Annotated in this window: 26 protein-coding genes; 14 read left to right on the top strand and 12 right to left on the bottom strand. The window is 73.1% G+C overall.

Features of this window, described 5'->3' with window-relative positions; translation table 11 throughout:
* Window positions 1–24: 24 nt before the first annotated feature.
* On the bottom strand, window positions 25–1,671 hold the full coding sequence (locus P2H44_RS18380; protein ID WP_275765661.1) for an acyl-CoA synthetase: 1,647 nt from the start codon (window positions 1,669–1,671) through the stop codon (window positions 25–27).
* A 256-nt stretch (window positions 1,672–1,927) separates the two neighbouring features.
* On the opposite strand from P2H44_RS18380, the gene P2H44_RS18375 reads away from it, so the two are divergent.
* On the top strand, window positions 1,928–2,746 hold the full coding sequence (locus P2H44_RS18375) for an SDR family NAD(P)-dependent oxidoreductase (protein ID WP_275765659.1): 819 nt from the start codon (window positions 1,928–1,930) through the stop codon (window positions 2,744–2,746).
* Window positions 2,747–2,864: 118 nt separating this feature from the next.
* On the opposite strand, the gene carA is transcribed toward P2H44_RS18375, so the two are convergent.
* Window positions 2,865–4,049: a glutamine-hydrolyzing carbamoyl-phosphate synthase small subunit gene (gene carA, locus P2H44_RS18370; RefSeq protein WP_275765658.1), complete on the bottom strand. Its 1,185-nt coding sequence runs from the start codon at window positions 4,047–4,049 to the stop codon at window positions 2,865–2,867.
* A gap of 610 nt (window positions 4,050–4,659) precedes the next feature.
* Here carA and P2H44_RS18365 point away from each other — a divergent pair.
* Together P2H44_RS18365 and P2H44_RS18360 are read left to right on the top strand one after the other, a co-directional pair.
* Window positions 4,660–5,115, top strand: a complete 456-nt coding sequence (locus P2H44_RS18365; protein ID WP_275765656.1) for a GatB/YqeY domain-containing protein — start codon at window positions 4,660–4,662, stop codon at window positions 5,113–5,115.
* 137 nt (window positions 5,116–5,252) lie between these two features.
* Window positions 5,253–6,212 (top strand): 2-hydroxyacid dehydrogenase, encoded by a 960-nt coding sequence (locus P2H44_RS18360; protein ID WP_275765655.1) that lies wholly within the window; start codon window positions 5,253–5,255, stop codon window positions 6,210–6,212.
* A gap of 26 nt (window positions 6,213–6,238) precedes the next feature.
* Here P2H44_RS18360 and P2H44_RS18355 read toward each other — a convergent pair whose 3' ends face one another.
* The 5 genes from P2H44_RS18355 to speB all read right to left on the bottom strand — a co-directional run bounded on the left by P2H44_RS18355 (window position 6,239) and on the right by speB (window position 11,012).
* Window positions 6,239–6,754: a hypothetical protein gene (locus tag P2H44_RS18355; RefSeq protein WP_275765654.1), complete on the bottom strand. Its 516-nt coding sequence runs from the start codon at window positions 6,752–6,754 to the stop codon at window positions 6,239–6,241.
* Window positions 6,755–6,951: 197 nt separating this feature from the next.
* On the bottom strand, window positions 6,952–7,119 hold the full coding sequence (locus tag P2H44_RS18350) for a hypothetical protein (protein WP_275765652.1): 168 nt from the start codon (window positions 7,117–7,119) through the stop codon (window positions 6,952–6,954).
* 320 nt (window positions 7,120–7,439) lie between these two features.
* Window positions 7,440–8,795: a helix-turn-helix domain-containing protein gene (locus tag P2H44_RS18345; protein ID WP_275765650.1), complete on the bottom strand. Its 1,356-nt coding sequence runs from the start codon at window positions 8,793–8,795 to the stop codon at window positions 7,440–7,442.
* 304 nt (window positions 8,796–9,099) lie between these two features.
* Window positions 9,100–9,915 (bottom strand): adenylate/guanylate cyclase domain-containing protein, encoded by an 816-nt coding sequence (locus P2H44_RS18340; RefSeq protein ID WP_275765649.1) that lies wholly within the window; start codon window positions 9,913–9,915, stop codon window positions 9,100–9,102.
* Window positions 9,916–10,061: 146 nt separating this feature from the next.
* A complete protein-coding gene (gene speB / locus P2H44_RS18335) occupies window positions 10,062–11,012 on the bottom strand; it encodes an agmatinase (protein WP_275765648.1) in 951 nt (316 codons plus the stop codon).
* A gap of 222 nt (window positions 11,013–11,234) precedes the next feature.
* Between speB and ispG the strand changes: the two genes are divergently transcribed.
* Both ispG and P2H44_RS18325 read left to right on the top strand, forming a co-directional pair.
* Entirely contained in the window at window positions 11,235–12,383 is a 1,149-nt protein-coding gene (ispG, locus tag P2H44_RS18330) for a flavodoxin-dependent (E)-4-hydroxy-3-methylbut-2-enyl-diphosphate synthase (RefSeq protein WP_275765647.1), read from the top strand.
* Window positions 12,384–12,869, top strand: a complete 486-nt coding sequence (locus tag P2H44_RS18325) for a DUF1499 domain-containing protein (protein ID WP_275765646.1) — start codon at window positions 12,384–12,386, stop codon at window positions 12,867–12,869. It begins immediately after the preceding gene.
* Here the strand turns inward: P2H44_RS18325 and P2H44_RS18320 are convergent.
* Window positions 12,831–13,142 carry a hypothetical protein gene (locus tag P2H44_RS18320; RefSeq protein ID WP_275765645.1) on the bottom strand — a complete coding sequence of 104 codons (312 nt, stop codon included), beginning with the start codon at window positions 13,140–13,142 and terminating at the stop codon, window positions 12,831–12,833. The genes P2H44_RS18325 and P2H44_RS18320 overlap by 39 nt on opposite strands.
* 157 nt (window positions 13,143–13,299) lie before the next feature.
* Here P2H44_RS18320 and prfA point away from each other — a divergent pair, with 157 nt between their 5' ends.
* From prfA to P2H44_RS18305, 3 genes are all read left to right on the top strand, one after another.
* Window positions 13,300–14,349, top strand: a complete 1,050-nt coding sequence (prfA, locus tag P2H44_RS18315; protein WP_275765644.1) for a peptide chain release factor 1 — start codon at window positions 13,300–13,302, stop codon at window positions 14,347–14,349.
* A complete protein-coding gene (gene prmC / locus P2H44_RS18310; protein WP_275765642.1) occupies window positions 14,346–15,224 on the top strand; it encodes a peptide chain release factor N(5)-glutamine methyltransferase in 879 nt (292 codons plus the stop codon). Before prfA ends, prmC begins: the two co-directional genes overlap by 4 nt.
* Window positions 15,225–15,457: 233 nt before the next feature.
* Entirely contained in the window at window positions 15,458–16,120 is a 663-nt protein-coding gene (locus tag P2H44_RS18305; RefSeq protein ID WP_275765641.1) for a DUF4167 domain-containing protein, read from the top strand.
* A gap of 103 nt (window positions 16,121–16,223) precedes the next feature.
* Here P2H44_RS18305 and P2H44_RS18300 read toward each other — a convergent pair whose 3' ends face one another.
* The 3 genes from P2H44_RS18300 to P2H44_RS18290 are packed head-to-tail and all read right to left on the bottom strand — an operon-like array spanning window position 16,224 to window position 18,228.
* Entirely contained in the window at window positions 16,224–16,739 is a 516-nt protein-coding gene (locus P2H44_RS18300) for an NUDIX domain-containing protein (protein ID WP_275765640.1), read from the bottom strand.
* The gene (gene moaB, locus P2H44_RS18295) at window positions 16,736–17,302 is read right to left on the bottom strand and encodes a molybdenum cofactor biosynthesis protein B (protein WP_275765639.1); all 567 of its coding nucleotides are present in this window, start codon (window positions 17,300–17,302) and stop codon (window positions 16,736–16,738) included. Before moaB ends, P2H44_RS18300 begins: the two co-directional genes overlap by 4 nt.
* Window positions 17,299–18,228, bottom strand: a complete 930-nt coding sequence (locus tag P2H44_RS18290; RefSeq protein ID WP_275765638.1) for a uracil-DNA glycosylase — start codon at window positions 18,226–18,228, stop codon at window positions 17,299–17,301. The genes moaB and P2H44_RS18290 overlap by 4 nt, the downstream gene beginning before the upstream one ends.
* A gap of 411 nt (window positions 18,229–18,639) precedes the next feature.
* Between P2H44_RS18290 and P2H44_RS18285 the strand changes: the two genes are divergently transcribed.
* The 3 genes from P2H44_RS18285 to P2H44_RS18275 all read left to right on the top strand — a co-directional run bounded on the left by P2H44_RS18285 (window position 18,640) and on the right by P2H44_RS18275 (window position 21,331).
* Window positions 18,640–20,298: an electron transfer flavoprotein-ubiquinone oxidoreductase gene (locus P2H44_RS18285; protein WP_275765637.1), complete on the top strand. Its 1,659-nt coding sequence runs from the start codon at window positions 18,640–18,642 to the stop codon at window positions 20,296–20,298.
* Window positions 20,299–20,406: 108 nt separating this feature from the next.
* On the top strand, window positions 20,407–20,835 hold the full coding sequence (locus P2H44_RS18280) for a hypothetical protein (RefSeq protein WP_275765636.1): 429 nt from the start codon (window positions 20,407–20,409) through the stop codon (window positions 20,833–20,835).
* A gap of 4 nt (window positions 20,836–20,839) precedes the next feature.
* Complete coding sequence (locus P2H44_RS18275) at window positions 20,840–21,331, top strand: hypothetical protein (RefSeq protein ID WP_275765635.1); 492 nt, start codon at window positions 20,840–20,842, stop codon at window positions 21,329–21,331.
* Here P2H44_RS18275 and P2H44_RS18270 read toward each other — a convergent pair.
* On the bottom strand, window positions 21,307–21,522 hold the full coding sequence (locus P2H44_RS18270) for a helix-turn-helix domain-containing protein (RefSeq protein WP_275765633.1): 216 nt from the start codon (window positions 21,520–21,522) through the stop codon (window positions 21,307–21,309). The two genes, P2H44_RS18275 and P2H44_RS18270, sit on opposite strands and share 25 nt — an antisense overlap.
* Before the next feature lie 284 nt (window positions 21,523–21,806).
* Between P2H44_RS18270 and P2H44_RS18265 the strand changes: the two genes are divergently transcribed.
* The 3 genes from P2H44_RS18265 (at window position 21,807) to P2H44_RS18255 (ending at window position 25,299) form a co-directional block, all read left to right on the top strand.
* Complete coding sequence (locus tag P2H44_RS18265; protein ID WP_275765631.1) at window positions 21,807–22,631, top strand: OmpA family protein; 825 nt, start codon at window positions 21,807–21,809, stop codon at window positions 22,629–22,631.
* Window positions 22,632–22,879: 248 nt separating this feature from the next.
* Entirely contained in the window at window positions 22,880–23,314 is a 435-nt protein-coding gene (locus P2H44_RS18260) for a hypothetical protein (protein ID WP_275765629.1), read from the top strand.
* A 146-nt stretch (window positions 23,315–23,460) separates the two neighbouring features.
* Window positions 23,461–25,299 carry a M3 family oligoendopeptidase gene (locus P2H44_RS18255; RefSeq protein ID WP_275765627.1) on the top strand — a complete coding sequence of 613 codons (1,839 nt, stop codon included), beginning with the start codon at window positions 23,461–23,463 and terminating at the stop codon, window positions 25,297–25,299.
* Window positions 25,300–25,328 lie beyond the last annotated feature (29 nt).

Raw genomic sequence — 25,328 nt, 5'->3', positions numbered from 1 at the left:
GCACGGCCGTCCTCGCGGTCCGCGTCAGGCGGCGCCGCGTTCGGCCAGGGCCTTCGCCTGCTCGCGCAGCGCGAACTTCTGGACCTTGCCGGTCGAGGTCTTGGGAAGCTCCCCGAAGATCACCTTGCGCGGCGCCTTGAAGTGGGCGAGCTCCGCCCGGCAGTGCGCCACGATCTCGGCCTCGGTCGCCTCGCGCCCCTCGCGCAGCTCGACGAAGGCGCAGGGCGTCTCGCCCCACTTCTCGTCGGGCAGCGCCACCACCGCGCACATGGCCACGGCCGGGTGGCGGTAGAGCGTCTCCTCCACCTCGATGGAGGAGATGTTCTCGCCGCCCGAGATGATGATGTCCTTCGAGCGGTCCTTCAGCTGCACCCACCCGTCGGGATGCTTCACCGCGAGGTCGCCCGACCAGAACCAGCCGCCCTTCAGCGCCTTCTCGGTGGCGGACGGGTTCTTGAAATACCCCTTCATCACCACGTTTCCGGCGAAGGCGACCTCGCCCATCGTCTCGCCGTCGGCGGGCACGGGCTGCATCGTCTTGGGGTCGAGCACGTCCAGCGCCTCGAGCGCGGCGTAGCGGATGCCCTGCCGCGCCTTCAGGCGGGCCTGCTCGGCGGGGGGCAGCGCGTCCCACTCGGGCTTCCACTCGTTGATCACGGCGGGGCCGTAGACCTCGGTCAGCCCGTAGACATGGGTCACCTTGAAGCCGGCCTCGGCCATCGCGGCCAGCGTCGCCTCCGGCGGGGGCGCGGCGGCGGTCAGGAACTGCACCGCGTGGGGCAGCGCGCGCTTGTCGGCGTCGGGAGCGTTCAGCAGCGTCGACATCACGATCGGCGCGCCGCACATGTGGGTCACCCCATGCTCGGCGATGGCCTCGAAGATCGGCTTCGCGCGCACCGCGCGCAGGCAGACATGGGTGCCGGCCTTGGCCGAGATCGTCCAGGGGAAGCACCAGCCGTTGCAGTGGAACATCGGCAGCGTCCACAGGTAGACCGGGTGCTGCCCCATCCCCGAATGGATCACGTTGCCCGTCGCCAGCAGCATCGCGCCGCGGTGGTGGTAGACCACGCCCTTCGGATCGCCCGTGGTTCCGGACGTGTAGTTCAGCGCGATCGCGTCCCACTCGTCCTGCGGCCCCGGGCCCTGGAACCCGGGATCGCCGGTCTCGAGGAAGGCGTCGTAGTCCTCGCCCTCGCCGGCCGCGGCATGGGTCTCGGGCGCCGCCGGGTCGCGATAGACGATCACCCGCGGATTGACCGAGGCGCGGGCCAGCGCCTCCTTCGCCAGCGGCGCGAGCTCTGCGTCCACGATCAGCACCTTGGCCTCGGCATGGTCGAGGATGAAGGCGATGCCGGCCGCGTCGAGGCGCGTGTTCACCGCGTTCAGCACCGCGCCGATCATCGCGGGGCCGTAGTGGCACTCCAGCATCGCGGGGGTGTTGAACAGCAGGGCCGAGACGACGTCGTCCTTGCCGATCCCCATCGCGTCCAGCGCCGAGGCCAGCCGCCGGGCGCGGGCGCGCAGCTCGGCGTAGGAGCGGCGCTCGTCGCCGTTGATCACCGCGCAGTGCTCGGGGAACGCGTCGGCCGCCCGGTCGAGCAGGCTCAGCGGCGTGAGCGGGCGGTGGTTGGCGCGCGTGCGATCCAACCCGAGGGCGAAGGGCGAGGTCATGGGCGGCGTCCTCCCTGAACGAATGCGGTCCTGAATACACTCCCGCGCCCCGGTCATGGCAAGGGCCGCGGCGCGCCGGCGCCGTTTCAACGCTTTGTTAACCAACGCCCCGACCGTCTCCTCAGGCCGGCCGCCCCCCGCCGCGGCGCTCCGGGGGCGGTCGCGTCAGGCGCCGGGCGCGCCGCATCCGGCGTTCCGTTCCGCTCCGGTCGCGGCTAGGGTGCGCGCTCGGACGAGGCGGCGACGAGGGTGTTTCATGGCGCTGGCGCTGGAGGGCAAGACCGCGGTGGTGACCGGGGCGGGACGCGGCGTGGGCCGCGCGGTCGCCGTGCGGTTCGCGCAGGCGGGGGCGCGCGTGGTCGCCTGCGACCGGGACGAGGCGTCGCTCTCTCAGACGGTGGAGCGGATCCGGGAGCAGGGGGGCGAGGCGACCGGCTTCGCCGCGGACCTCGCGGCCTCGCTGGGGGTGCAGAACCTGATGGCCTCGACCCTCGACGCCTACGACCGGGTCGACGTGCTGGCCAACTGCCTGCGGGTGATCGAGCCGGGCGAGCTGCTGGAGATGGACCCCGCCACGCTGTCCACCAGCTTCGAGCTGAACGTGCGCGTCTCCTTCCAGCTCTGCCAGGCGGCGGCGCGGCGGATGATCGCCCAGCGCGAGGCGGCCGAGACTCCGCCCCCTGCGGGCGGGACCACCGGCGCCATCGTCAACCTCTCCTCCGTCGCCGCGCGCCGGGCCGCGCCCAAGACGCTTGCCTATTCGGTCGCCTGCGCGGCGATCGAGCAGATGACCCGCTCGATGGCCGTGGCGCTGGCGCCCGAGGGGATCCGGGTGAACGCGGTCGCCATGGGCTCCCTGATGACGGCGGCGATGCGCGAATCCCTGCGCGAGAAGCCGGACTTCCGCGCCGACATCATCCGCGCGACGCCGCTGGGCCGGATCGGCGACGCGGCCGAGGCCGCCGAGGCCGCCCTGTTCCTCGCCTGCCCCGCCGCGGGCTTCGTGACCGGGCAGATCGTGGACGTGGACGGCGGCCGCTCGATCCTCGACCCGCTGGACCTTCCCGCCCTCTGAAGCGGTTGCGCGAGTTGACAGCTGTCAACTCGCCCCCGCCCCGCTCGCCCGCGCAAAGCGAAAAGGCCGCCCCGGAGGGCGGCCTTCAACGGTTCCGGCGGCGTCGACCGTTCAGGCGTCAGCCCATCGAGGCGACGAAGCGGTCGAAGAGGTAGTGGCTGTCCATCGGCCCCGGGCTCGCCTCGGGGTGATACTGGACCGAGAACACCGGCTTGCCCTCGACCTTGATCCCGCAGTTGGAGCCGTCGAAGAGCGAGACATGCGTCTCGACCACGCCCTTCGGCAGGCTCTGGGCGTCCACCGCGAAGCCATGGTTCATCGAGGTGATCTCGACCTTGCCGGTCTCGAGGTCCTTCACCGGGTGGTTCGCGCCGTGGTGGCCGTGGGACATCTTCACGGTCTTGCCGCCGAGCGCGAGGGCCAGCATCTGGTGGCCGAGGCAGATCCCGAACAGCGGCAGGCCCTTGTCGAGCACGCCCTGGATCATCGGCGCGGCGTAGACCGCGGTCGCCGCCGGATCGCCCGGACCGTTGGAGAGGAATACGCCCTCGGGGTCATGGGCCAGCACGTCCTCGGCCGTCGCGGTGGCGGGCAGCACGGTGACGTCGCAGCCGGCGGAGGCGAGGCAGCGCAGGATGTTGCGCTTGGCGCCGTAGTCCACGGCGACGACGCGGCGGCCGACGCCCTCGCGCTTGGGGAAGCCGCCGGGCCAGGCCCAGCGGGTCTCGTCCCAGCGGTAGGACTGGGTGCAGGAGACGTCCTTGGCGAGGTCCGCGCCCTCGAGCCCGGCGAAGGCGCGGGCCTTCTCGATCAGGGCGGCGGGGTCGAAGTCGCCCTGGGCGTTGTGGGCGATGGCCGCGTGCGGCGCGCCGTTGAGGCGGATCGCGCGGGTCAGGCGGCGGGTGTCGACCCCGCCCACGCCGATCCGGCCCCGCTTGGAGAGCCAGTCCGACAGCGGCTCGGCCGAGCGCCAGGAGGACGGCGCGGTCGGGTCCCAGCGGGCGATCATGCCCAGCGCCACCGGCTCTCCGGTCTCGTCGTCCTCGGGGTTGGCGCCGACGTTGCCGATATGCGGAAACGTGAATGTGACGACCTGCCCCGCGTAGGACGGATCGGTCATGATTTCCTGATAGCCGGTCATCGCCGTGTTGAAGCACAGCTCGCCGACCGATTCGCCCTGCGCGCCGAAGCCTCGCCCGAACAGGACCGTTCCGTCGGAAAGCGCGATGCAGGCCGTGGCGCCCGGGGGAACGGGCAGATCGGCTGCGTCGCGGCGTGCGGCGGTCGGGGTCGCAGGCGACATGGCGGCCTCCTTGCCGGGCCCGCCGTCGGAGGGGCGGACCGCGGTATGGGGTTGGGGGGATTCCGAAGCGCGCGGAAGCTATGTCCGGCGCTGCGGCGCGTCAAGGCGCGGGGGCGCATGCGAAAGGACGCGCGCCCGCCCGCCGGAACGAAGGAGGCGCGCCGCGTGGGGCGCGCGCGTGCTCGATCGTGCGAGGGGCGCGCGGAACCAGGGTTGCGCCCGGGGCTCGCCTCGCGCGGCGGCGGGCGATAGGAAGGGCGCGACGACAATCGGGACGGATGCAGCGCGAAAACCGTCGCGGGCGCCTCTGGCGAAGCGCGCCGGCTGCGCTAATTCCTCTCCCGACGGCGGGGAACCGAGCGGCGCGAGCCTGGTTTCCCGACGGTCGACGAGCGGCGTCGGGCCCGGGTTCGGACCGGGGCCGCCGGCGGCCCGGACGACCCCCGGTCGCGCACGGAATCGGTTGGCCAAGCCCTGTGAAGTGCGACTCGGATGCCGGTCCAGAGGACCGAAATGAAATCAAAGGCTTGCCAAATTTTCGCCGCATTGGCGACTCGCGCGGTCCAGTGTAAGTTGGCCGCTCGTTACCGCCCCGGCTGTGGAGCCCTACATGCGTGACCGCATCATCGCGGCCCTTCGCGAAGCGACCGACGCCGAGGACGCCACTCGCCTCTGCACGCTTCGTCTGATCTGCGCCGCCATCCAGGACCGAGAGGCCGCCCGCGCGGCCGACGAGGCCGCGGGCGACGCGCTCGACGACTCGGAGGTCCAGGAGATCCTGGTCAAGATGCTCCGGCAGCGCGAGGACAGCGTCCGTCGCTACGAGGAATCCGGCCGCCTGGACCTGGCCGAGGAAGAGGCGCGGGAGGCGGAGGTGATCCGCGAGTTCCTGCCCCGGCCGCTGTCCGACGACGAGATGCGCGCGGCCATCGCCGCGGCCATCGCCGAGACCAAGGCCAGCAGCCTGCGCGACATGGGCGCGGTGATGACGCGGCTGAAGCGCCGCTATTCCGGCCGCATGGACGTGTGCAAGGCCGGCGCCGAGGTGCGCAGCGCCCTGGGCTGACGCCCCGCCTGCATCGAGATCCGCGACCCGCGGCCCGGCCCCTCGGCCGGGCCGCGGCGCGTTCGGAGACCCTTTCCCCGGCGCGCCCCGCGGCCTAGCCTGCGCCTCCCCGCCCCTTTTCCGGACCGGAGCGCCGCATGTCAGCCGCCAAACCCCGCGTCGTCGTCACCCGCCGCCTGCCCGAGCGGGTGGAGGCCGAGCTCGCAGCCCGTTTCGACGCGGTGCTGAACCCCGGCGACGCGCAGATGGACGCCGCCGCCCTCGCCGAGGCCTTCGCCGGCGCGGACGCGGTGCTGTGCACGGTGGGCGACCGGATCGACGCGGCGGCCCTGGGCGAGGCGCCGCGGGCGAAGATGGTGGCGACCTTCTCGGTGGGGACCAACCACATCGACCTCGACGCCTGCCGGGCGGCGGGGGTGCGGGTCAGCTCGACCCCCGGCGTGCTGACCGACGCCACCGCCGACATCGCGATGTCGCTGATCCTGATGATCATGCGCCGCTGCGGCGAGGGGGAGCGGATGATCCGCGCGGGCGAATGGCACGGCTGGGCGCCCACGCAGATGCTGGGCCGCGACCCCACCGGCGCCACGCTGGGCATCGTGGGCATGGGGCGCATCGGGCGGGCGACCGCGCGGCGGGCGCACTACGGCTTCGGGATGAAAATCCTCTACGCCAACCGCTCGGAAGTGGATCCCGGCATGCCGGCGGAGCGGCGGGAGCTGGAAGCGCTGATGGCGGAGGCGGACGTGATCTCGGTCCACGCGCCGGCCTCGCCCGAGAACCGCAACCTGATCTCGGCGGAGCTGATCGGGCGGATGAAGCCCGAGGCCTACCTGATCAACACCGCCCGCGGCGACGTGGTGGACGAGCCGGCGCTGATCGCGGCGCTGGAGGCGGGGAAGATCGCGGGCGCCGGCCTCGACGTCTTCGCGCGGGAGCCGGAGGTGCCCGACGCGCTGCGGCGGCTGGAGAACGTGGCGCTGCTGCCGCACCTGGGATCGGCCACCCAGGCGACGCGGGAGGCGATGGGGATGAAGTGCGTGGCGAACCTCGCCGCCTTCTTCGAGGGCGCGGACCTGCCCGACCCGGTCGTCTGACCGGGCCGGGCTGGCGCACGGGGATCTCAGCCGGTGAAGTACAGGCGGTCGGGCATGTCGACCTCCAGCCGCTCCCGGTCGCCGTATTCCGGCCGCCAAGGCCTATCGAGGCGCAGGCAGGCGGCGGGCTTGCCGACGATGTCTTCGATCTCGGCGACCGAATGGGGGCCGGTGAAGCGGGCGGCGTCCCAAAGGAAGGTCTCGCCGTCGAACTGGACGCGGCTGCGGTCGAGCACGGCGGGCAGGCGGTCGACGCCGAAGATCGAGAAATCCTCGGCGCCGGTGATGCCGTAGGCGCCGCAGACCGCGGTCATGCCATCGTCCTCGCGCAGGCGGGCGACGACGAAGTAGATGCTCTGGTCGCCGCGCTCGTTGTCGAAGTAGATGCCGCCGAGGCGGTATTCGTTGGTCACCGCCTCGCCCGCCAAGGGCTGGGCGGAGCGGCCGGCGCAGGCGGCGAGGAGGGGGATCGCGGCGGCGAGCAGCGCGAGCCGGGCGAGGCGGCGGGCCGGCCGGGCGGCGGCGGCGGAAATGCGTGACATCAAATCTATCCGGGACTTGCCGATGGGATGCGGGCCAGGTCCCGCCCCCCATCTGCCCGTCCGGAAACGCGCGCCGCAAGCCTGAACGGGAGATGACCTGGCGTCGGCTCCTCCGCCGCCTGCGGGGCCGGACGCGCGACCGCCCCGGACGCGGGGCGTCCGGGGCGGCGCAGACGGATCGGTGCGGAAGGGCGCGATCAGTAGGTCTTCTGATAGTCCGGGTAGGCGGGGACCAGGACCACGCCGTCGTCGGCCACGGAGTCGGGGACGGCCGGGCCGACGGGGGCGCAGGCGGCGGCGGCGAGGCCGGCCAGCAGGATCATCGGCAGGGCGGCGCGGCGCAGGATGTCGGCGGAACGGGTCATCACGGGCTCCTCTCAGGTCGGTCGGGCGGCCGGTCTCCCGGCGACTCTCGGGCGGTCCGCCCGTCTGCGGGGCGGCGTCTGGAGAGGAAGATGACGCTGGGAAAGGGCCGATTTCGGGCCGGAAATCGGAGGCGCGGGGACGATTTCGGGACGCGGAGGGGGTGTCCGCGGGGCGGAAATCGGGCGAAGCGGCTGCGGCCCCGGTCGCCGGGAGCGGGCAAGCCCTTGCGACTTCGGCGAATTTTCACGGATAGGGGGTGGGCGACGGGCTCAGGCGGCGGGGGAGCGCCCGGCTAGGCGGACGCGGCGCGCGGGCCGCGTCAGTTCCGGGCGGCCTGGGGGGCGCCGGCGGCGGGCCAGTCCTGGGCCACGCGGGCGGGGGCGAGGGAGATGCGCTTGACCACCTCGCCCGGGCGGCCGAGGGGGCCGTGCAGGGCGCCGTCGACCTGCAGCCAGACGCCGCCGGCGTTGCCAGCGCGCAGCTCGGCCCCCGGCTCGTCGAGGGGGACCTGCCAGGATTCGCCGGATTCCATGATCCGCTGCACGAGGATCGAGCCGTCGCGGGCCTTCACCTGCACCCAGGCGGGATCGGTGACCACCAGCCACACGCCCTCGGCCGCCTGGGTCGGCGTCGGGGCGCCGGGCGTCGGCAGGGGCAGCGCGGCGTCGCCGGCCGAGGCGACCAGCGCGCCCGCGGCCTCGGGCTGGCCGGGCGCCGCGGCGCCGGAGAGGCCCGCCGCGGCCACGTCCGCCAGCGTCGTGGCGGCGTCGGGCACGACCGGGGCGTCGGGGCCCGGCGGCTGGGTCGGGCCCATCGCCGGCGCGGCGGAGGCGAGCTCGGTCGCGCGGGCGGCGGCGCGGGGGCCGGCGTAGAGGCCGGAGGAGGCCGGGTCGATGGCCGCGATCGGGCCGTCGCGAAGCTCCACCACCGGCGGCGCGATCTCGCGCGGGGCGTAGAGCTCGGCCAGCGCGGCCTCCTTCTTCGGATCCCAGCCCTCGCGCCGCGGGGCGACGTCGAGGCCCGGCCAGCCGTTGGGGGCGGCCTGCGCGTCGAAGCCCGGCAGGGCCACGTTCGGCGGCGCCTCGGCGACCACGGGGGTTTCGTTGGAGGGGGCGAAGTCGACCCGCTGGATGTCCTTGACCAGCGCCCAGCCGCCGTAGCCGAGCCCGCAGATCAGCCCCGCGAGCACCAGGACCGAGGCGAGATCGGAGAGCGAGACGCCCAGGCCCACCGGCCGGGCGCGCCCCACGGGCGCCGCGAAATGGGAGCGCGAGAGCGCGAGGTCGGGACCTGCGCGGCGCGGACCGGCGGCGGCCGAGCCGCCCAGCCCCCCGCCCAGCCGGAAGCCGCCCGCCGGCGCGGCGCCCGGGGCGCTGGCGCGGGTGGTCTGGCCGACGAAGCCGCTTTCCTCGCAGAACCGGGCGTAGATCGCGTCCGCCTCGAGGCCCAGATAGCGGGCGTAGGCGCGCACGTATCCCGGCACGAAACCCTTGTTGGGGATCACGGACGCGTCGCAGTTCTCGATCGCGTCGATGTAGGACGCCTTGATGCGCAGCTCCCGCTGCACGTCGAGCAGCGACTTGCCACGCGTCGCGCGGTGGCCTCGAAGCTCGTCGCCGAGCCGGACCTCGTAGGAGTCGAACCCGCGCAGCGCGGTCGGTGGGTCGATGTCCATCGCCTGCTCTGCCCTGCCGCAGATGGTGACGCGTTCGCGCGCTTCTCTAGTCGTGACGCGCGAGGGCCGCAACCGTCCCGCGCGCAGAGGGACCTTACCCCGAATTTAACGATTCGCGCGCGAAAACCCGGACCTGAAGGCGGATTCCGCCGGAATTTGGTGAAAACGTGGTTAAGGATGCGCCCGACTCACCCCTCGGACGCCCCGTGGCGGTTGGGACACGGAACGGTCTTTTTCGCCTCGCGGCCCCCGGGCCCGGTCCCCGGGCCGGGCGACGCCGCGTCGGCGCGGCGAAGCCGGCGGCTCAGGGCGCCGGGGCGCGTCCGAAGCGCCAGGGCATCACCCGCGGATCGCGATGGCGCAGGATGTAGAGCGCGAAGGGCAGCGAGGGGAAGATGAACCAGGGCGTCGAGAGCCCGCCCAGCACGTTCAGCGCCAGGAAGAACAGGATGAAGGCGGCGGCGCGGCGGACCTTGCGCGGCTGGGCGCGGCCCCAGGCGGCCCAGCGGTTGATCTCGGCGACCACGCCGCGCTCGGGCAGGTCCCAGGCGACGCCGCCGGCGTCGTCGGAGGCCGCGCCCGCGGCCTCGGGCGCGGGATCGTTGCGCCGGGCCATGCGCACCCGCCAGCCGGGCACCGGCTCCTGCAGGCTCTTCACCTCGAGGTCGCCGGCGAAGTCGAAGCCCACGGCGAGCTGCTTGTGGGCAAGCTCGCGCACCGTGCCCGAGACCATCACGCCCCCGGGCTCGGCCTGGCCCTGCAGCCGCTCGGCCACGTTGACGCCGTCGCCGTAGAGGTCGTCGCCCTCGGCCATCACGTCGCCGAGGTTGATGCCGATGCGGAAGCGCATCTGCGCGCTGTCGGGCTCGGAAGGGGCGAGGGTGGCGAGCGATTCCTGCACCGCCACCGCGCAGCGCACCGCCTCGACCACCGAGGCGAACTCGGCGATCACCGCGTCGCCCCAGGTGTTCACCTCGCGCCCGTCGTGGGCGGCGAACTGCTCGCGCATGACGGCGCGGGCGCGGCGCAGACGCTGGAGGGTGGCGGCCTCGTCGGCCTCCATCTGGGCGCCGAAGCGCACCGCGTCGGCGTAGAAGATCGTCGTCAGCCTGCGCTTCACCGGACCGGTTCCCCCGCGTTCGTCCGTTCAACGCGGATCATATGGCCGATCCGTCGCCGCTTCGCGACGTTTGCGGTTGCGAACGGTCGCGCGGGCGGGCGCAGGCGTGGGCGGGGCGCCACGCTCCGCGCCCCTCCCGGGCGGGCCTATTCGGCCATCACGCACAGCAGCTCGAACATCGCGTTGGCGGCGTTCATCGCGGTCAGCCCGCCCACGTCGAAGGGGGGCGAGACTTCGACGAGGTCGGCGCCCACGATCTCCTGCCCCTTCAGCATCCGGATCATGCCCTGCAGCTCGCGCATGGTCAGGCCGCCGGATTCAGGCGTGCCGGTGCCGGGCGCGAAGGCGGGGTCGAGGCTGTCGATGTCCACCGAGACGTAGACCGGGCCCGGGCCGGCGAAGGCCAGCGCCTCGGTCATCACCTGCTTCCAGCCCTTCTCCTCGACCTCCTCGATGTAGGCGACCTTCATCCCGGCGTCGTGGGAGAACTTCCACATGTCGCGGTCGTAGAGGGAGCCGCGGATGCCGATCTGGACCGAGCGCTTCGGGTCCAGCAGCCCCTCGTCGGTCGCCACCTTGAACGGCGCGCCGTGGTGGAAGCGCGAGCCCATGTAGTTGTCGCCGGTGTCGGCATGGGCGTCGATCTGTATCAGGCCGACGGGGCGGTCCTTGGCCACCGCGCGCAGGATCGGCAGGGCGACGGAGTGGTCGCCGCCGCAGCTCAGCGGCCGGATGCCGGCGGCGACCACGCGCTCGTAGAACTTCTGGATCTCCGAGTGGGCGCCGGTCAGCTCGTAGGGCTTGGCGATGATCACGTCGCCCAGGTCGGCGATGCGCTTCGCCTCGAAGGGGCTCGCGCCGGTGGCCTGGTTGATGCGCCGGATCAGGCTGGACTGGGAGCGGACCTCCCGCGGGCCATGGCGGGCGCCGGGGCGGTTGGTGACGCCGCCGTCGTAGGGCACGCCGATGACGCCGATGTCGGGGGGCGAGACCTCGAAGTCCTCCTGCCACGGCAGGCGGAAGAAGGTCGCGATGCCGGCGAAGCGGGGCCGCTGCATCGGGTCGGAGAAATCCAGCGTCTCGCCGTCGTCGGACATCGTCGGTTCCTTTGGTTGGAGTGGACTTCACCCTGCCCCGCGCCGCGGGTTCGGGCAATCCGGCAGGCGGCTGCGCGGGACGCGGCAGGGCGCCGCCCTCCCCCGGGCACGACTCGGGGGGCGCGGCGGAGGGGGTCGTCAGCGGAGGGGGGAAGGCTTATGTTCGCGCGGACCGGCCATGGAGTCGCGCGCAGGCCGCGCGACCGGACGAGGACGATCTGCATGAGCATCCGACCCTGGCGCGACATCGCCCGCCGCCCCAGCCGCAAGATCCGCGTGGGCAAGGTCGAGGTCGGCGGCGACGCCCCGATCTCGGTCCAGACCATGACCAACACGCTGACCCACGACGTGCGCGCCACCATCGCCCAGGTGCGCGCCTGCGCCGAAGCGGGCGCGGACATCGTGCGCGTCTCCTGCCCCGACGAGGCCTCGACCAAGGCGCTCAAGCCCATCGTCGCGGCGAGCCCCGTGCCGATCGTCGCGGACATCCACTTCCACTACAAGCGCGCGCTCGAGGCCGCCGAGGCCGGCGCCGCCTGCCTGCGGATCAACCCGGGCAACATCGGCTCGGACGCCAAGGTGCGCGAGGTGGTGAAGGCCGCGAAGGACCACGGCTGCTCGATCCGCATCGGGGTCAACGCCGGCTCGCTGGAGCGGGACCTGCTGGAGAAATACGGCGAGCCCTGCCCCGAGGCGATGGTCGAGAGCGGGCTGCGCCACATCCGGCTGCTGGAAGACAACGACTTTCACGAGTTCAAGATCTCGCTGAAGGCCTCGGACGTGTTCCTGACCTCGGCCGCCTACATGGCGATGGCCGACGCCACCGACGCGCCGCTGCACCTGGGCGTGACGGAAGCCGGCGGGCGCGTCTCGGGCTCGATCAAGTCGGCGATCGGGCTGGGCAACCTGCTGTGGATGGGCATCGGCGACACGCTGCGCGTGAGCCTCTCGGCCGATCCGGTGGAGGAGGTGAAGGTCGGGTTCGAGATCCTCAAGAGCCTGAACCTGCGCCACAAGGGCGTGACGATCATCTCCTGCCCCTCCTGCGCGCGGCAGGGCTTCGACGTGATCAAGACCGTCGCGATGCTGGAGGAGCGGCTGGAGCATGTGGCCACGCCCATGACGCTGTCGATCATCGGCTGCGTGGTGAACGGCCCGGGCGAGGCGCGCGAGACCGACATCGGCTTCACCGGCGGCGGCGCGGGCAGCGGCATGGTCTATCTCTCGGGCATCGCGGATCACAAGATCGGCAACGGAGAGATGATCGACCACATCGTCGACCTCGTCGAACAGAAAGCCGAGGCGCTGGAGGCCGAGCGGGCCGCCGCCGAGCGGCAGGAGGCCGAGACCGCCGGCCAGGCGGCGCAGTAAGTGCCCTCGCGCATCGTGACGGGCGGCGCGCTGGCGCTTCTGGTGCTGGCCGCCGGCGCGGCCGCGGCCGTGCGCCTCGCCCCCGAGACCCCGGCCGCCTGGCATGTCGACCCGATGTCCGCCGACGTGGGCCCCGCCGAGAATTCCTGGCGCGCGACGCCGGAGGGGGCGGCGGGCACGCCCGACGGGCGCGCCCCGCTCTATTCCGTGCCGCCGGACGAGCTGGCGGTAGCCTTCGACGCCGCCGTCCTCGCCCAGCCGCGGGTCGAGCGCATCGCCGGCGACCCGGCCGAGGGGCTGACCACCTATCGCCAGCGCAGCCTGGTGTTCGGCTTCCCCGACTACATCTCGGTGCGCACGCTGCCGGCGGCCGGAGGCTCGACGCTGGCGATCTGGTCGCGCTCGCGCTTCGGGAAGTCCGACCTCGGGGTCAACGCCGAGCGGGTCTCAACCTGGCTGGAGCTGCTGAAGCCGCTGGAGCAGTGAGGCGCCGGGCTGGGGCGTGCAGCCGTCCCCGATCTTCCGCCAGGCGGGGTTGTTGAGCGACATGCCGCAGACGGCCGTGTATTCGACCGAGCCGATGCGGATGCAGGTCGTGCCCCCCATCTCCACCCGCTCGCCCCGGTTGGTGCAGTAGCAGTCGGGATAGGCGTAGCCGTCCTTGGCGGGGGGCGGCGACCAGCCTCCGTCCGCCGCCGCGAGGGCGGGGAGCAGGACGAGGGCCGCGGTCGCGGCGGAAAGCCGGCGTGACGTTCGCATGGGCGAAGGATACGCCCGCTTTCGCCGCGTCCAAAGCGCAATTCGCATGAGAGACGTCTTCGGCGGCGCCGCCCGCCGTCCCCGCCCTGCCGATCGGGGCGTCGCGGGGGGCCGCCGCCGCCTTGACGCTCCCTGCGCCGGGAGCGAAGACGGGCGCATGATCGCCCGCGACGCCCTCGACCAGCTTCTGGCCCGTTTCGACTACCTCGAGGCCGCCCTCGCCGAGGGCAAGGGCGACGTGGCCGCGCTGTCGCGCGACTACGCCCAGCTGCGCCCGGCCGCCGAGCAGGCCCGCGCCTTCCTGGCGCTGGAGGCCGCGAAGGCGGAGGCCGAGGCGATGCTCGCCGATCCCGAGATGCGCGACCTGGCGGCGGAGGAGCTGGACGCCCTGCGCGCCCGCCTGCCGGAGGCCGAGGCCGCCATGCGCCGCGCCCTGCTGCCCCGCGACGCCGCCGATCCGCGGCCCGCGATCCTCGAGATCCGGGCGGGCACCGGGGGCGACGAGGCCGCGCTCTTCGCCGGCGACCTGCTGCGCATGTACGCCCGCTTCGCCGAGCGCCGCGGCTGGCGCTTCGAGCTGCTGGAGGAGAGCGCCACCGAGCTGGGCGGGATCAAGGAGGCGGTCGCGGCGGTGCGGGGCGAGGGCGTCTTCGCCGCGCTGAAGCACGAGAGCGGCGTGCACCGCGTCCAGCGCGTGCCCGCGACCGAGAGCGGGGGGCGCATCCACACCTCCGCCGCCACCGTCGCGGTGCTGCCGGAGGCGGAGGAGGCGGACGTCGAGATCGCCGCCGCCGACATCCGCATCGACACCATGCGCGCCTCGGGCGCCGGGGGGCAGCACGTGAACACCACCGACAGCGCCGTGCGCCTGACCCACCTGCCCACGGGCATCGTGGTGACGAGCTCGGAGAAGTCGCAGCACCAGAACCGGGCGCGGGCGATGGCGGTGCTGCGCGCGCGCCTGTTCGACCTGCAGCGGCGCGAGGCGGACGCGGCGCGGGCGGCGGCGAGGAAGGGCCAGGTCGGCTCGGGCGACCGCTCCGAGCGGATCCGCACCTATAACTTCCCCCAGGGGCGGGTGACCGATCACCGCATCAACCTCACCCTCTACCGGCTGGCGGAGGTGATGGCGGGGGACCTCGACGAGATCGTCGCGGCGCTGGCCGAGGCCGACGAGGCCGCGCGCCTGGCGGAGATGGAGGCGTGAGCGCCCCCGCCACCCGCGCCGGCCAGGTGGCCGAGGGCGTGCGCATGCTGCAGGCCGCGGGCGTGGCCGATCCCGCCCGCGACGCGCGGCTGCTGGCGCGCTGGGCCTCGGGGCTGGAGGCCGCGGCCTTCGCCGCCCGGATGGACGAGCCGCCGACCGTGGCCGAGGCCGCGCGCTTCGCCGCCGGGCTGGGCAAGCGCGCCGCGCGCCAGCCGATGTCCCAGATCATGGGCGCGCGGGAGTTCTGGGGCCGGCGCTTCGAGGTCGGGCCCGACGTGCTCGACCCCCGCCCCGAGACCGAGACGCTGATCGCCGCCGCGCTGGAGGGGCCGGCGCCGCGCCGGATCCTCGACCTGGGCCTGGGCAGCGGCTGCATCCTGCTGACCCTGCTCGCGGAATGGCCGCAGGCCTCGGGGCTGGGGATCGAGCGGTCCGAGCCGGCGCTGGCGACGGCGCGGCGCAACGCCGTGGCGCTGGGGCTCGACGGGCGGGCGCAGATGCAGCCGGGCGACTGGTTCGCGGGCGTGCGGGGGCGGTTCGAGCTGGTGGTCTCCAACCCGCCCTACATCCCCGAGCAGGAGGTCGAGGCGCTGGACCCGGAGGTGCGCGGCTGGGAGCCCTTCGCCGCCCTGTCCGGAGGCGCCGACGGCCTGGGCGCCTACCGCGCCATCGCCGCGGGGCTCGACGGGGCGCTGGCGCCGGGGGGGCGCGCGATCCTGGAGATCGGGGCGGGCCAGGAGGGGGACGTCGAGGCGATCTTCGCCGCCCAGGGATTCGTCCTGCACGCCGCGCATCGCGATTTCGACGACCGCCCCCGCGCGCTGGAATTCCGTCGCCCGGAAGACGCAGACCACGGGCGCCCGCGTCAATTTTGACCGATTTCCGGGCGCCGCGCCCTTGCGCAGGGGCCTCAACCGCATATAACGGTAGACGTGTTCGTCGGAGACGCCCCCTGCGCGAGGGGTTTGCAGGCGCCGGGCGTGACGAACAGCCAATCGCATCGTAGCCGCGGAATGCGGGCCCATCGGCCCCGATACGCCACGGTGACCGGCCGACGCTCTGAGACGGGGGTCGGGCCGGGCATGGATCGGGCAGAGAACCGGACGACATGAGACCATCGCAGAAGTCGAACCGCAACCGCGGCAAGAACAACCGCCCCAAGGGCCTGGGCAACGTGGTCAACCGCGTCTTCGAAAGCGCGGGGCCCGAAGGCAAGGTGCGCGGCACGCCGCAGCAGATCATCGACAAGTACGAGCAGCTCGCCCGCGACGCCCAGACCGCCGGGGACCGGGTGACGGCCGAGAACTTCCTTCAGCATGCCGAGCATTACCTGCGCATGCTGTCGGCGGCCCAGGCCGAGCAGCAGGCGCACCAGCAGAGCCAGAACCAGCAGCCGCATGTGAACGGGCACGCCCGCCGCGACGGCGACGACGAGGGCCGCGACCGGCAGCCCTCGGGTTCCGACGCGTCCCAGCCCGAGACTTCGTCCCAGGACGAGCCCCGCGCCGAGGCGCCGCGCGCCGAGGGCGGCCGCAAGGGCGAGGGCCGCAAGGCCAAGTCCGAGGACGCCCCCAGCGGCGGCATGGAGACGATCGAGCCGGAGGGCGACGAGCCCGCCTCGGCCCTGGTCGCCACGCCTGAAGCCGGCGAGGAGCAGCCCCGTCCCCGCGCCCGCCGTCGCCGCACCCGCCGCGACAAGCCCGCCGAGGGCGAGGCCGCGGGCGGCGACGAGCCCAAGGGCGGCGCCGACGCCGAGGTCGTCGGCGGCTGACCGCTACCGCAGACCCGGATCCTGAACACCGCCCGCGCCCTCCCGGCGCGGGCGGTTTCCGTTCGGGCTTCGGAGTCTTGCCGGCGCGCGTCTGTAAGGCCGGTCAGCCCGGGAGCGGGACCGCGCCGGCCTCGACCATCCCCGCCAGCCGCAGCCCGGCGTCGGCGAGGGCGGGGGACAGGGGGATCAGGCGCATCTGGCGCGGGGTCCACAGGGCGAAGCCCGCGCCCTCGCCCAGGCGGATCGCCTCCGCCCCCGCCGGCATCGCCGCGAGATAGGTGTAGATCCGCGGGCGGCCGGGGCGGCCGGAGAGGACGCGGACGTAGGGGCGCAGGGCGTCGGGAGCCAGGCGCAGGCCCGTCTCCTCCTCGAACTCGCGCACCGCGGCCTCGCGCAGGGTCTCGCCCGGTTCGACCCCGCCGCCGAAGGGCGACCACAGCCCCGCGGCCGCGAGGCCCGGCGCGTCGTCGCGAAGCTGCATCAGGATCCGGCCGAGCGGGTCGACGGCGTAGACCGCCGCGGCCGCCTCGTCCCCCGGCCCCTGCCAGTCGCCCATCAGGTCGAAGGCCTCGTCCAGGTCCCCCTGCGCGGCGCCGAGGGGGCCGGGATGGCGGGTCACTTGCGCCTCATGTGCTCGTCTAGGCGGGGCATGATCTCGACGAAATTGCAGGGCTTGTGGCGGTAGTCGAGCTGCGCCTTCAGGATCTCGTCCCAGGCGTCCTTGCAGGCGCCGGGCGAGCCGGGCAGCGCGAAGAGGTAGGTGCCCCCCGCCACGCCCGCGCAGGCGCGCGACTGCACGGCGGAGGTGCCGATCTTGCCCATCGAGACCACGGCGAAGATCGTGCCGAAGGCGTCGATCTCCTTCTCGTAGACGTCGCGATGGGCCTCGACGGTCACGTCGCGCCCGGTCAGGCCGGTGCCGCCGGTCGAGATCGCCACGTCGATGGCGGGATCGGCGACCCAGCCGCGCAGCGTGTCGGCGATCAGGGCGCGCTCGTCCGGCACGATCTCGCGCTTGGCGACCGTGTGGCCCGCCGCCTCGATCCGCGCGACGAGCGTGTCGCCCGAGCGGTCGTCGGCCCGCGTGCGGGTGTCGGAGACGGTCAGCACCGCGATGCGCAGGGGAATGAATTCGCGCTCGGCCGGGCCGCCGTGGGCGGGCGCGGAATCGGAAGGGGTCATCGCCCGTCCTCCCAGGGTTTCGCGCCGTCCAGGGCGGCGCGCAGCGACAGCAGGTCCCGCCAGCTCTCGCGCTTCTTGTCGGGCTGGCGGAGCAGGTAGGCGGGGTGGAAGGTGGGCAGGCAGGGCACGCCGTTCCAGAGCCGCCAGCTCCCCCGCAGGCGGGTGATGCCCATGGTCGTCTCCAGCAGCGCCTGGGCGGGGGAGGCGCCCATCAGCACCAGGAACTCGGGCTTGGCGAGCTGGATGTGCCGCTCGAGGAAGGGCGCGAGCATCGCCACCTCGTCGCCCGAGGGGCGGCGGTTCTCGATCGGGCGCCAGTAGACGACGTTGGTGATGTAGCAGCCCGTCGCCGGCTCGGCCGAGGCGCGGTCGAGGCCGATCGCCTTCAGCATCAGGTCGAGGAGCTGGCCCGAGCGGCCGACGAACGGCTTGCCGAGGCGATCCTCGTCGCGCCCGGGCGCCTCGCCCACGATCATCACGCGGGCCTGCGGATGGCCGTCGCAGATCACCGTGTTGCGCGCCCCCTTCTTGAGGGGGGATCCGTCGAATCCGCGGATCGCCTCGTGCAGCGCCTCGAGCGTGGTGGCCGCGGCCGCGGCCTCGCGCGCGGCCTCCTTCGGGGGTTGCTCGGCCCCGCCCGGTCCGCGCGCCGCGGGCCCCGCGCCCGGCGGGGCGGCGCGCGGGGAGGGCGGGCGGGAGCGCGCCGCCCCGCCGGGCGCGGGGCCCGCGCCTGCGGCGGCGGCCTCGGCCTGGGCGGCGCGTCGGGCGAGCTCGGCCTCGCTCTCGGCGAAGCGGTCGCACGGGGTCTCGGCGATGGGTTCGTCGGCGCCGCAGTCGAGCTGGAAGGCCAGCGCGGCCAGCAGGGCGTCGCGCCCGGCAGCCTGCCAGAAAGGGCTTCCCTCGCCCGACTCCGCCCGGTTCTCCATACGCCTTCCTAACCCGCGGCCGGGCCGGTGCGAAAGCCGGGGCGTGGTCGCGCCCGCGCGGCCCTCCCCGCGCAATCCCCGCGCAATCCTCGCGCCCTCCCCACGCCCTTCCGCGCGCGGGGGCCGCGACCGCGTTCCGGGGCGGCGGGGCTGGACTCCGCCCCCTTCCGCCCCACCGTTGCGTCACGGGCGCGCTCCGGCCGCCGTGTCCTGTTGACGGCTGACCGAGCGGTCATTAACCCCGGAGGCGACCCCGTCCCGGCCTGCGCCGGGGCGATTTTTGACTGCGCCCCTTCGGGGCGACCCGAACCTGCGGCCGGTTCCGTCGATCCGTCGGCGGACCCGGTCCACCGCCCCCGCCCGCCGGCGGCCCGGGCCACCGTGCACGAGCGACGAGACGAGGTAGCCAGAATGAGCCAGATCGAACGCGAAACCATGGACGTCGACGTCGTCATCGTCGGCGCGGGCCCTGCGGGTCTCAGCGCCGCGATCCGGCTCAAGCAGCTGGGCGGCGAGGATCTGAACGTCGTGGTGCTCGAGAAGGGTTCCGAGGTCGGGGCGCACATCCTCTCGGGCGCGGTTCTGGATCCCAAGGGCCTCGACGCGCTGATCCCCGACTGGAAGGCCAAGGGCGCGCCGGTCTCGACCCAGGTCAACGAGGACCGCTTCCTGCTGCTGGGCGAGCATGGCGAGGTGAAGATCCCCAACTTCCCGATGCCGCCGCTGATGAACAACCACGGCAACTACATCGTGTCGATGGGCAACGTCTGCCGCTGGATGGCCGAGCAGGCCGAGGAGCTGGGCGTCGAGATCTTCCCGGGCATGTCCTGCTCGGAGCTGGTCTACGGCGAGAACGGCGAAGTGGTCGGCGTCGTGGCGGGCGAGTTCGGCAAGAACCCCGACGGCACCCCCGGCGACGGCTACGAGCCGGGCATGGAGCTGCGCGGCAAGTACGTGCTGCTGGCCGAGGGCGTGCGCGGCTCGCTGTCGAAGGTCGCCATCGAGAAGTTCGGGCTGTCGAAGGGCAAGGAGCCCCAGAAGTTCGGCCTCGGCATGAAGGAGATCTGGGAGATCGATCCCGCCAAGCACAAGCTCGGCCAGGTCACCCACACCATGGGCTGGCCGCTGGGCTCGAACGCGGGCGGCGGCTCCTTCATGTACCACGCCGAGAACAACCAGGTGTTCATCGGCTTCGTGGTGCACCTGAACTACAAGAACCCGTATCTCTACCCCTACATGGAGTTCCAGCGCCTGAAGCATCACCCGGCCATCGCCGAGGTGCTGGAGGGCGGCAAGCGCGTCGCCTACGGCGCGCGCGCGATCACCGAGGGCGGCTGGCAGTCGATGCCCAAGCTGACCTTCCCGGGCGGCGCGCTGCTGGGCTGCTCGGCGGGCATGGTCAACGTGCCCCGCATCAAGGGCAACCATAACGCCATGCTCTCGGGCAAGGCCGCGGCCGAGGCGGTGTTCGCCGCCCTCGAGGCGGGCCGCCAGGGCGACGAGATCACCGCCTACGAGGACGACGTCCGCTCGGGCCCCATCGCGGCCGACCTGAAGCCGGTGCGCAACGTCAAGCCGCTGTGGTCGAAGTACGGCCTGATGGGCGGGCTGGCGCTGGGCGGCGCGGACATGTGGTTCTCGACGATCTTCGGGGGCACGCTGTTCGGCACGATGGCGCACGGCAAGTCCGACGCCGAGGCCACCGAGCGCGCGCGCCACTACAAGCCGATCGACTATCCCAAGCCCGACGGGAAGCTCAGCTTCGACCGGCTGACCAACGTCTCCTTCGCGGCGACCAACCACGAAGAGAGCCAGCCCTGCCACCTGAAGCTGAAGGATCCCGAGGTCCCGGTGAACTGGACCCTGCCCAAGTACGCCGAGCCCGCGCAGCGCTACTGCCCAGCCGGGGTGTACGAGGTGGTGAAGGACGACGACGGGTCGAACCCGCGGTTCGTGATCAACTTCCAGAACTGCGTGCACTGCAAGACCTGCGACATCAAGGATCCGCCGCAGAACATCAACTGGACCACGCCGCAGGGCGGCGACGGGCCGAACTATCCCAACATGTGAGGCGTGCGCCGCACGACCTGCGCGAGACGGGGGGGCGGGACCGACGGGTCCCGCCCCTTTTTCCTGCCCGCGCCCCGTGAAGGAGGGCGCGTCCCGAGGGAGGACGACATGGACGTCGCGAAACGCGACGCGCTCCTGGCGCGCATCGAGGCCGGCGGGGCGCTGGGCGACGAGGCCAACCCGGCCGCCTTCGTGACGCCCGAGGCGTTCTTCGACGGGAACGACGACCCCGGCTCGTTCTGGTGCAACCTCCCCGACCAGCCGCAGGACATGGGCGAGATCCTCGCCCTGCTCCTCGCCCTGCGGGCCCGGCCGGAGGTCGAGGACCTGCGCCTGCTGGTCACCCAGTTCGACGAGGGCGACGAGGAGTGGCCGTTCTCGGACCGGGTCTACCTGGTGGGCGCGGTCGACGCGGAGGCGGTCGCGGAGAGCTTCGGCGACTTCGCGCCCGACGAGACCTGGGAATGCGAGGACCCGGGCCTCGCCGCACGGCTGGGCCATCCGGGCCGGCCGGTCGTGGTCCTGTGGTGGGACTGAGGCGATGGACGCAGGGAAGCGCCGCCGCCTGGTCGAGGCGATCCGCGCGCGGGGCGCGCTGGGCGATCCGTCCAATCCCGCGACCTACGTGACGCTGGAGGCGTTCTTCGAGGGGAACGACGACCCCTCCTCCTTCCCCGCGGCGCTGGAGCCGCAGGCGTCGGGGCGCGCGGGCGTGCCGCCGCTGCTGGCCGCGATCCGGGCGCGGGCCGAGGTGCGCGCCCTGCGGGTGGTCGTGGCCCATGACGCGGACGGCCCCGCGATGTGGCCGGCCGCGGACTCGCTCGCCCTGGTCGTGGACGCGGCGCCGGAGGCGGTCGCCGCCTGGTTCGGCGAGGCCGCGCCGGACGCCGTCGGCCCGGACGGGCGCGCGGACGTGGCCGCCCTGCTGGGCCCATCCCGGCCGCCCGGCGCTGGTCCTGTGGTGGGACTGAGGGGGCGGCCGGCCCGCTCGCCGCCGCCGCGATTCTCTTATTCCCCGCCCAACCGTCGATAGAGGGTCGATCGGCCGATGCCCAGGCGTCGGGCGGCCTCGGAAAGATTGCCGCCGTAGCGGCTTATCGCGAAGCAGATCGTTTCCGATTCGATTTCGTCAAGAGATCTGACGTGGCCGTCGGTTCCGACCAGGGGAAGGGCGGCCTCGGTCGCGGCGGCCTCCGATTCCCCAAAGCTGAAGCGAGTCCTCATGTGGCTTTCCCGTATCACCCGGTTGGGAAAACGCGGGTTTCGCCGCAGTCGCGGCCCCGGTCTTCCACAGAATCGCCGCGAAGCTACCTCTCAGTCCCGAATGTGTTGTTAAAACGCGACGTGATGTGAAATCTGCGGCACGGGCGTGGCTTGCGGCGACTCGGAAAGGTTGATCGTGAAGCTCGAACGTGCGATCCGGTCCCTGAGGGTGCCAACCGTCAGGCCGTCGCCCGAACCCCACAGTCCCGGCGGCCGCAGCCGGGCGAACCGAGACGGAGAGAGGGATGAACTACATTTCCCGGATTGTCATGGCGGGCTCTGCGCTGGCTCTGGCCGGCTGCTCGTACCTGCCGGGCGCGAACCTGGCCGGGACCTTCACGGCCGAGGACTACCTCGGGACCAGCATCGAGGGCTCGTCCTTCGACGCCGCGCTGGCCCGTGAGTATCAGGCCCTGGCGGTCCGTTCCGCGCGCACCGACGTGAACTGGATGGACTCGACCGCCTACGTGGCCAAGTCCCAGGCCGCCGCCGCCGGCGGCGTCGCCCCCTGGACCCCCGAGGAGATCGGCGTCGACGCGTCGGGCTACTCCGAGATGGTCGCGGCGGTGAACGCCAACAAGGCCGCCCGCCCCGAGGCGTGCGCCAAGGCCCAGGCCTACTGGGACCAGTACCTGGAGTCGCTGGTCGAGGGCGCCTACGCGTGCGTCTCGGCCGAGGACGCCAAGGCGATGTACGATGAGGCGCTCGCCGCCTGCATCGGCGCCGCCGGCGACCTGACCGTGTACTTCGGCTTCGACCGCTCCGACATCACCGCCGCCGCTCAGGAGGTGATCAACGAGGTGGTGTCGCTGCTGTCCGGCTACTCCTCGCCGCTGGTCTCGATCGTCGGCCACACCGACACCGTCGGTTCGGTCGCCTACAACCAGCGCCTGTCCGAGCGTCGCGCCACCGCCGTGGAGCGCGCCATCCTGGCCCGCGCCTCGACCGAGGGCGTCAACGCCGGCACCATCACCAAGGCCGGCCGCTCCGAGCTGGAGCTGGCGGTCCCGACCGGCGACAACGTGCGCGAGCCGCGCAACCGTCGCGCCACCATCGCGATCTCCGAGTGATCGCGACGGCCGGACGGGCCTGACGGCCCGCCGGACGGTCGAAGAACTGGAACGCCCCGCGGGAAACCGCGGGGCGTTTCGCTTTGCAGGGCCATCCTGCGCGCCCTCTGCACGCCCTCCGCCCCGGGCGCGACGCCGGTCCGCCGCGGCGGGCGGCCGGCCGGCCGGGGGCGGGCGCGTCGCGCCGCGGCTCCCTCGCCTGCCCCGGGCGACTTGGCGGATGGGGGGGCGCGCCCCACATCGGGGGCATGACCTTTCAACGCCCCCCTGCCCGCCGCGCCCGGCCGACCCTGGCCCTCGCGGCGCTTCTCGCCGCCGCGCCGGCGCTCCTCGCCCCGTCGCTCGCCCCCGCCCAGCAGGCGCAGAGCCCGGACCAGCCTCCCGCGGCCGCGCCCGAGGCCGAGGACGACGGCTGGCTGCCCGAGATCCCCGGCCTCGACGAGATGACCGGCGCCGCGCGCGAAGCGATCGAGCGGCTGCGGCTGGAGCTCGGCCCGGCGCTGCGCCAGATGCGCGACGCCATCGCCATGCTCGACGACTACGGCGCGCCCGAGATGCTGCCCAACGGCGACATCCTGATCCCGCGCAAGGAGCCCGCGGCCGAGCTCGACCCCGACGCCGCGCCGAAGGCCGCGCCGGAGGCTGAGACCGAGGGCGACCCGCCCGCCTCCATCGACCTCTAGGCGCGCCCGCCCCCCGCGGCCCCTGCGCGCCCCGCCCTTCCGTCCCGCACCCCGCGCGTCTATGTCTGGACGCGACGCATTTCTCCGGCCGGCGGCCGCGGCTTCGACGCCGCGCCCCGGCCGACGCACCCGAAAGGACCTGCCCGATGATCCACGCCCCCCGCCCGCTCCCGCTCCGCGACGCAGCCGAGGCGACGTCCGGCGCGACCCCGCTGGGCGACCTGCCGGAGTGGAACCTCGACGACCTCTACACGGGCCCCGACGACAAGGCCCTGCGCGCCGACCTCGACGCCGCGCGGGAGGAGGCCGCCAAGCTCGCCGAGGACTACGAGGGCAAGCTGGAGAGCCTGACGGGCGACGAGCTGGGCTGGGCCGTGGCGCGCTACGAGGCGCTGCAGCAGAAGCTGGGCCGGGTGATGAGCTACGCGGGCCTGCGCCTCTACCAGAACACCTCCGACCCCGAGCGCGCCAAGTTCATGGGCGACCGCCAGAACGAGGTGACCGAGATCACCGCGCCCATCGTCTTCCTGACGCTGGAGATCAACCGCCTGTCGGACGAGCGGCTCGACGAGATGGCGGGCGAGAGCCCCACCCTCGCCCGCTACCGCCCGTGGCTGGAGCGGGTGCGCGCCTACCGCCCCTACCAGCTGTCTGACGAGCTGGAGAAATTCCTGCACGACCAGTCGGTCGTCGGCGCCACCGCGTGGAACCGCCTGTTCGACGAGACGATGGCGCGCCTGACCTTCGAGGTGGAGGGCGAGGACGAGCCGCTGCCGCTCGAGTCCACGCTGACGCTGCTGTCGGACGCCGACCGCTCCCGCCGGGCCGCCGCCGCCGCGGCGCTGTCGGCGGTCTTCGCCGAGAACCTGCCTCTCTTCGTGCGGATCACCAACACGCTGGCGAAGGAGCACGAGATCGAGTGCCGCTGGCGCAAGATGCCCACGCCCCAGACCGCGCGGCATCTCGCGAACCATGTCGAGCCCGAGGTTGTCGAGGCGCTGCGCGACGCGGTCGTGGCGGCCTATCCGCGCCTCAGCCACCGCTATTACGCGCTGAAGGCGAAGTGGCTGGGCCTCGAGAAGCTGCAGCACTGGGACCGCAACGCCCCCCTGCCCGACGAGCCGGACCGCAAGGTCAGCTGGGACGAGGCGCGGGCGATGGTGATGGACGCCTATGCGGGCTTCGATCCGAAGATGGCGGAGCTCGCCGAGCCGTTCTTCACCAAGGGCTGGATCGACGCGCCGGTGAAGCCGGGCAAGGCGCCGGGCGCCTTCGCGCACCCCACGGTGACGGACGTGCACCCCTACGTGATGCTCAATTACCTGGGCAAGACGCGGGACGTGATGACGCTCGCCCATGAGCTGGGCCACGGGGTTCACCAGATCCTCGCCGCAGAGCAGGGGGAGCTTCTGTCGAACACCCCCCTGACGCTGGCCGAGACGGCGTCCGTGTTCGGCGAGATGCTGACGTTCCGCAAGCTGCTGGACGCCGAGACCGACCCCAAGAAGCGGCGCACGCTGCTGGCGGGCAAGGTCGAGGACATGCTCAACACCGTGGTCCGCCAGATCGCCTTCTACGACTTCGAGTGCCGGGTCCATGCCGCCCGCGCCGAGGGCGAGCTGACGGCGGAGGACCTGGGCCGCATCTGGATGCAGGTGCAGACCGAGAGCCTGGGGCCGGCGTTCGAGTTCGCGGACGGCTACGAGAACTACTGGACCTACATCCCGCACTTCATCCACTCGCCCTTCTACGTCTACGCCTACGCCTTCGGCGACGGGCTGGTGAACGCGCTCTACGCCGTGTTCGAGGAGGGGGAGCCGGGCTTCCAGAAGAAGTATTTCGACCTGCTCGCCGCCGGCGGATCGAAGGGCCACAAGGAGCTGCTGGCGCCCTTCGGCCTCGACGCCACGGACCCGGAGTTCTGGCAGAAGGGCCTGGGCCTGATCGACCGCATGATCGGCGAGCTGGAGGCGATGGACGTCTGAACCGCGTCCCCGCCGCCGACATGCGAACG

It is taken from the genome of Albimonas marina (assembly GCF_029223255.1).
In the GTDB taxonomy this organism is placed as follows: domain Bacteria; phylum Pseudomonadota; class Alphaproteobacteria; order Rhodobacterales; family Rhodobacteraceae; genus Albimonas.
Note: the sequence above shows the minus strand (reverse complement) of the source record. Positions and strands in the feature narration are given on the sequence as shown.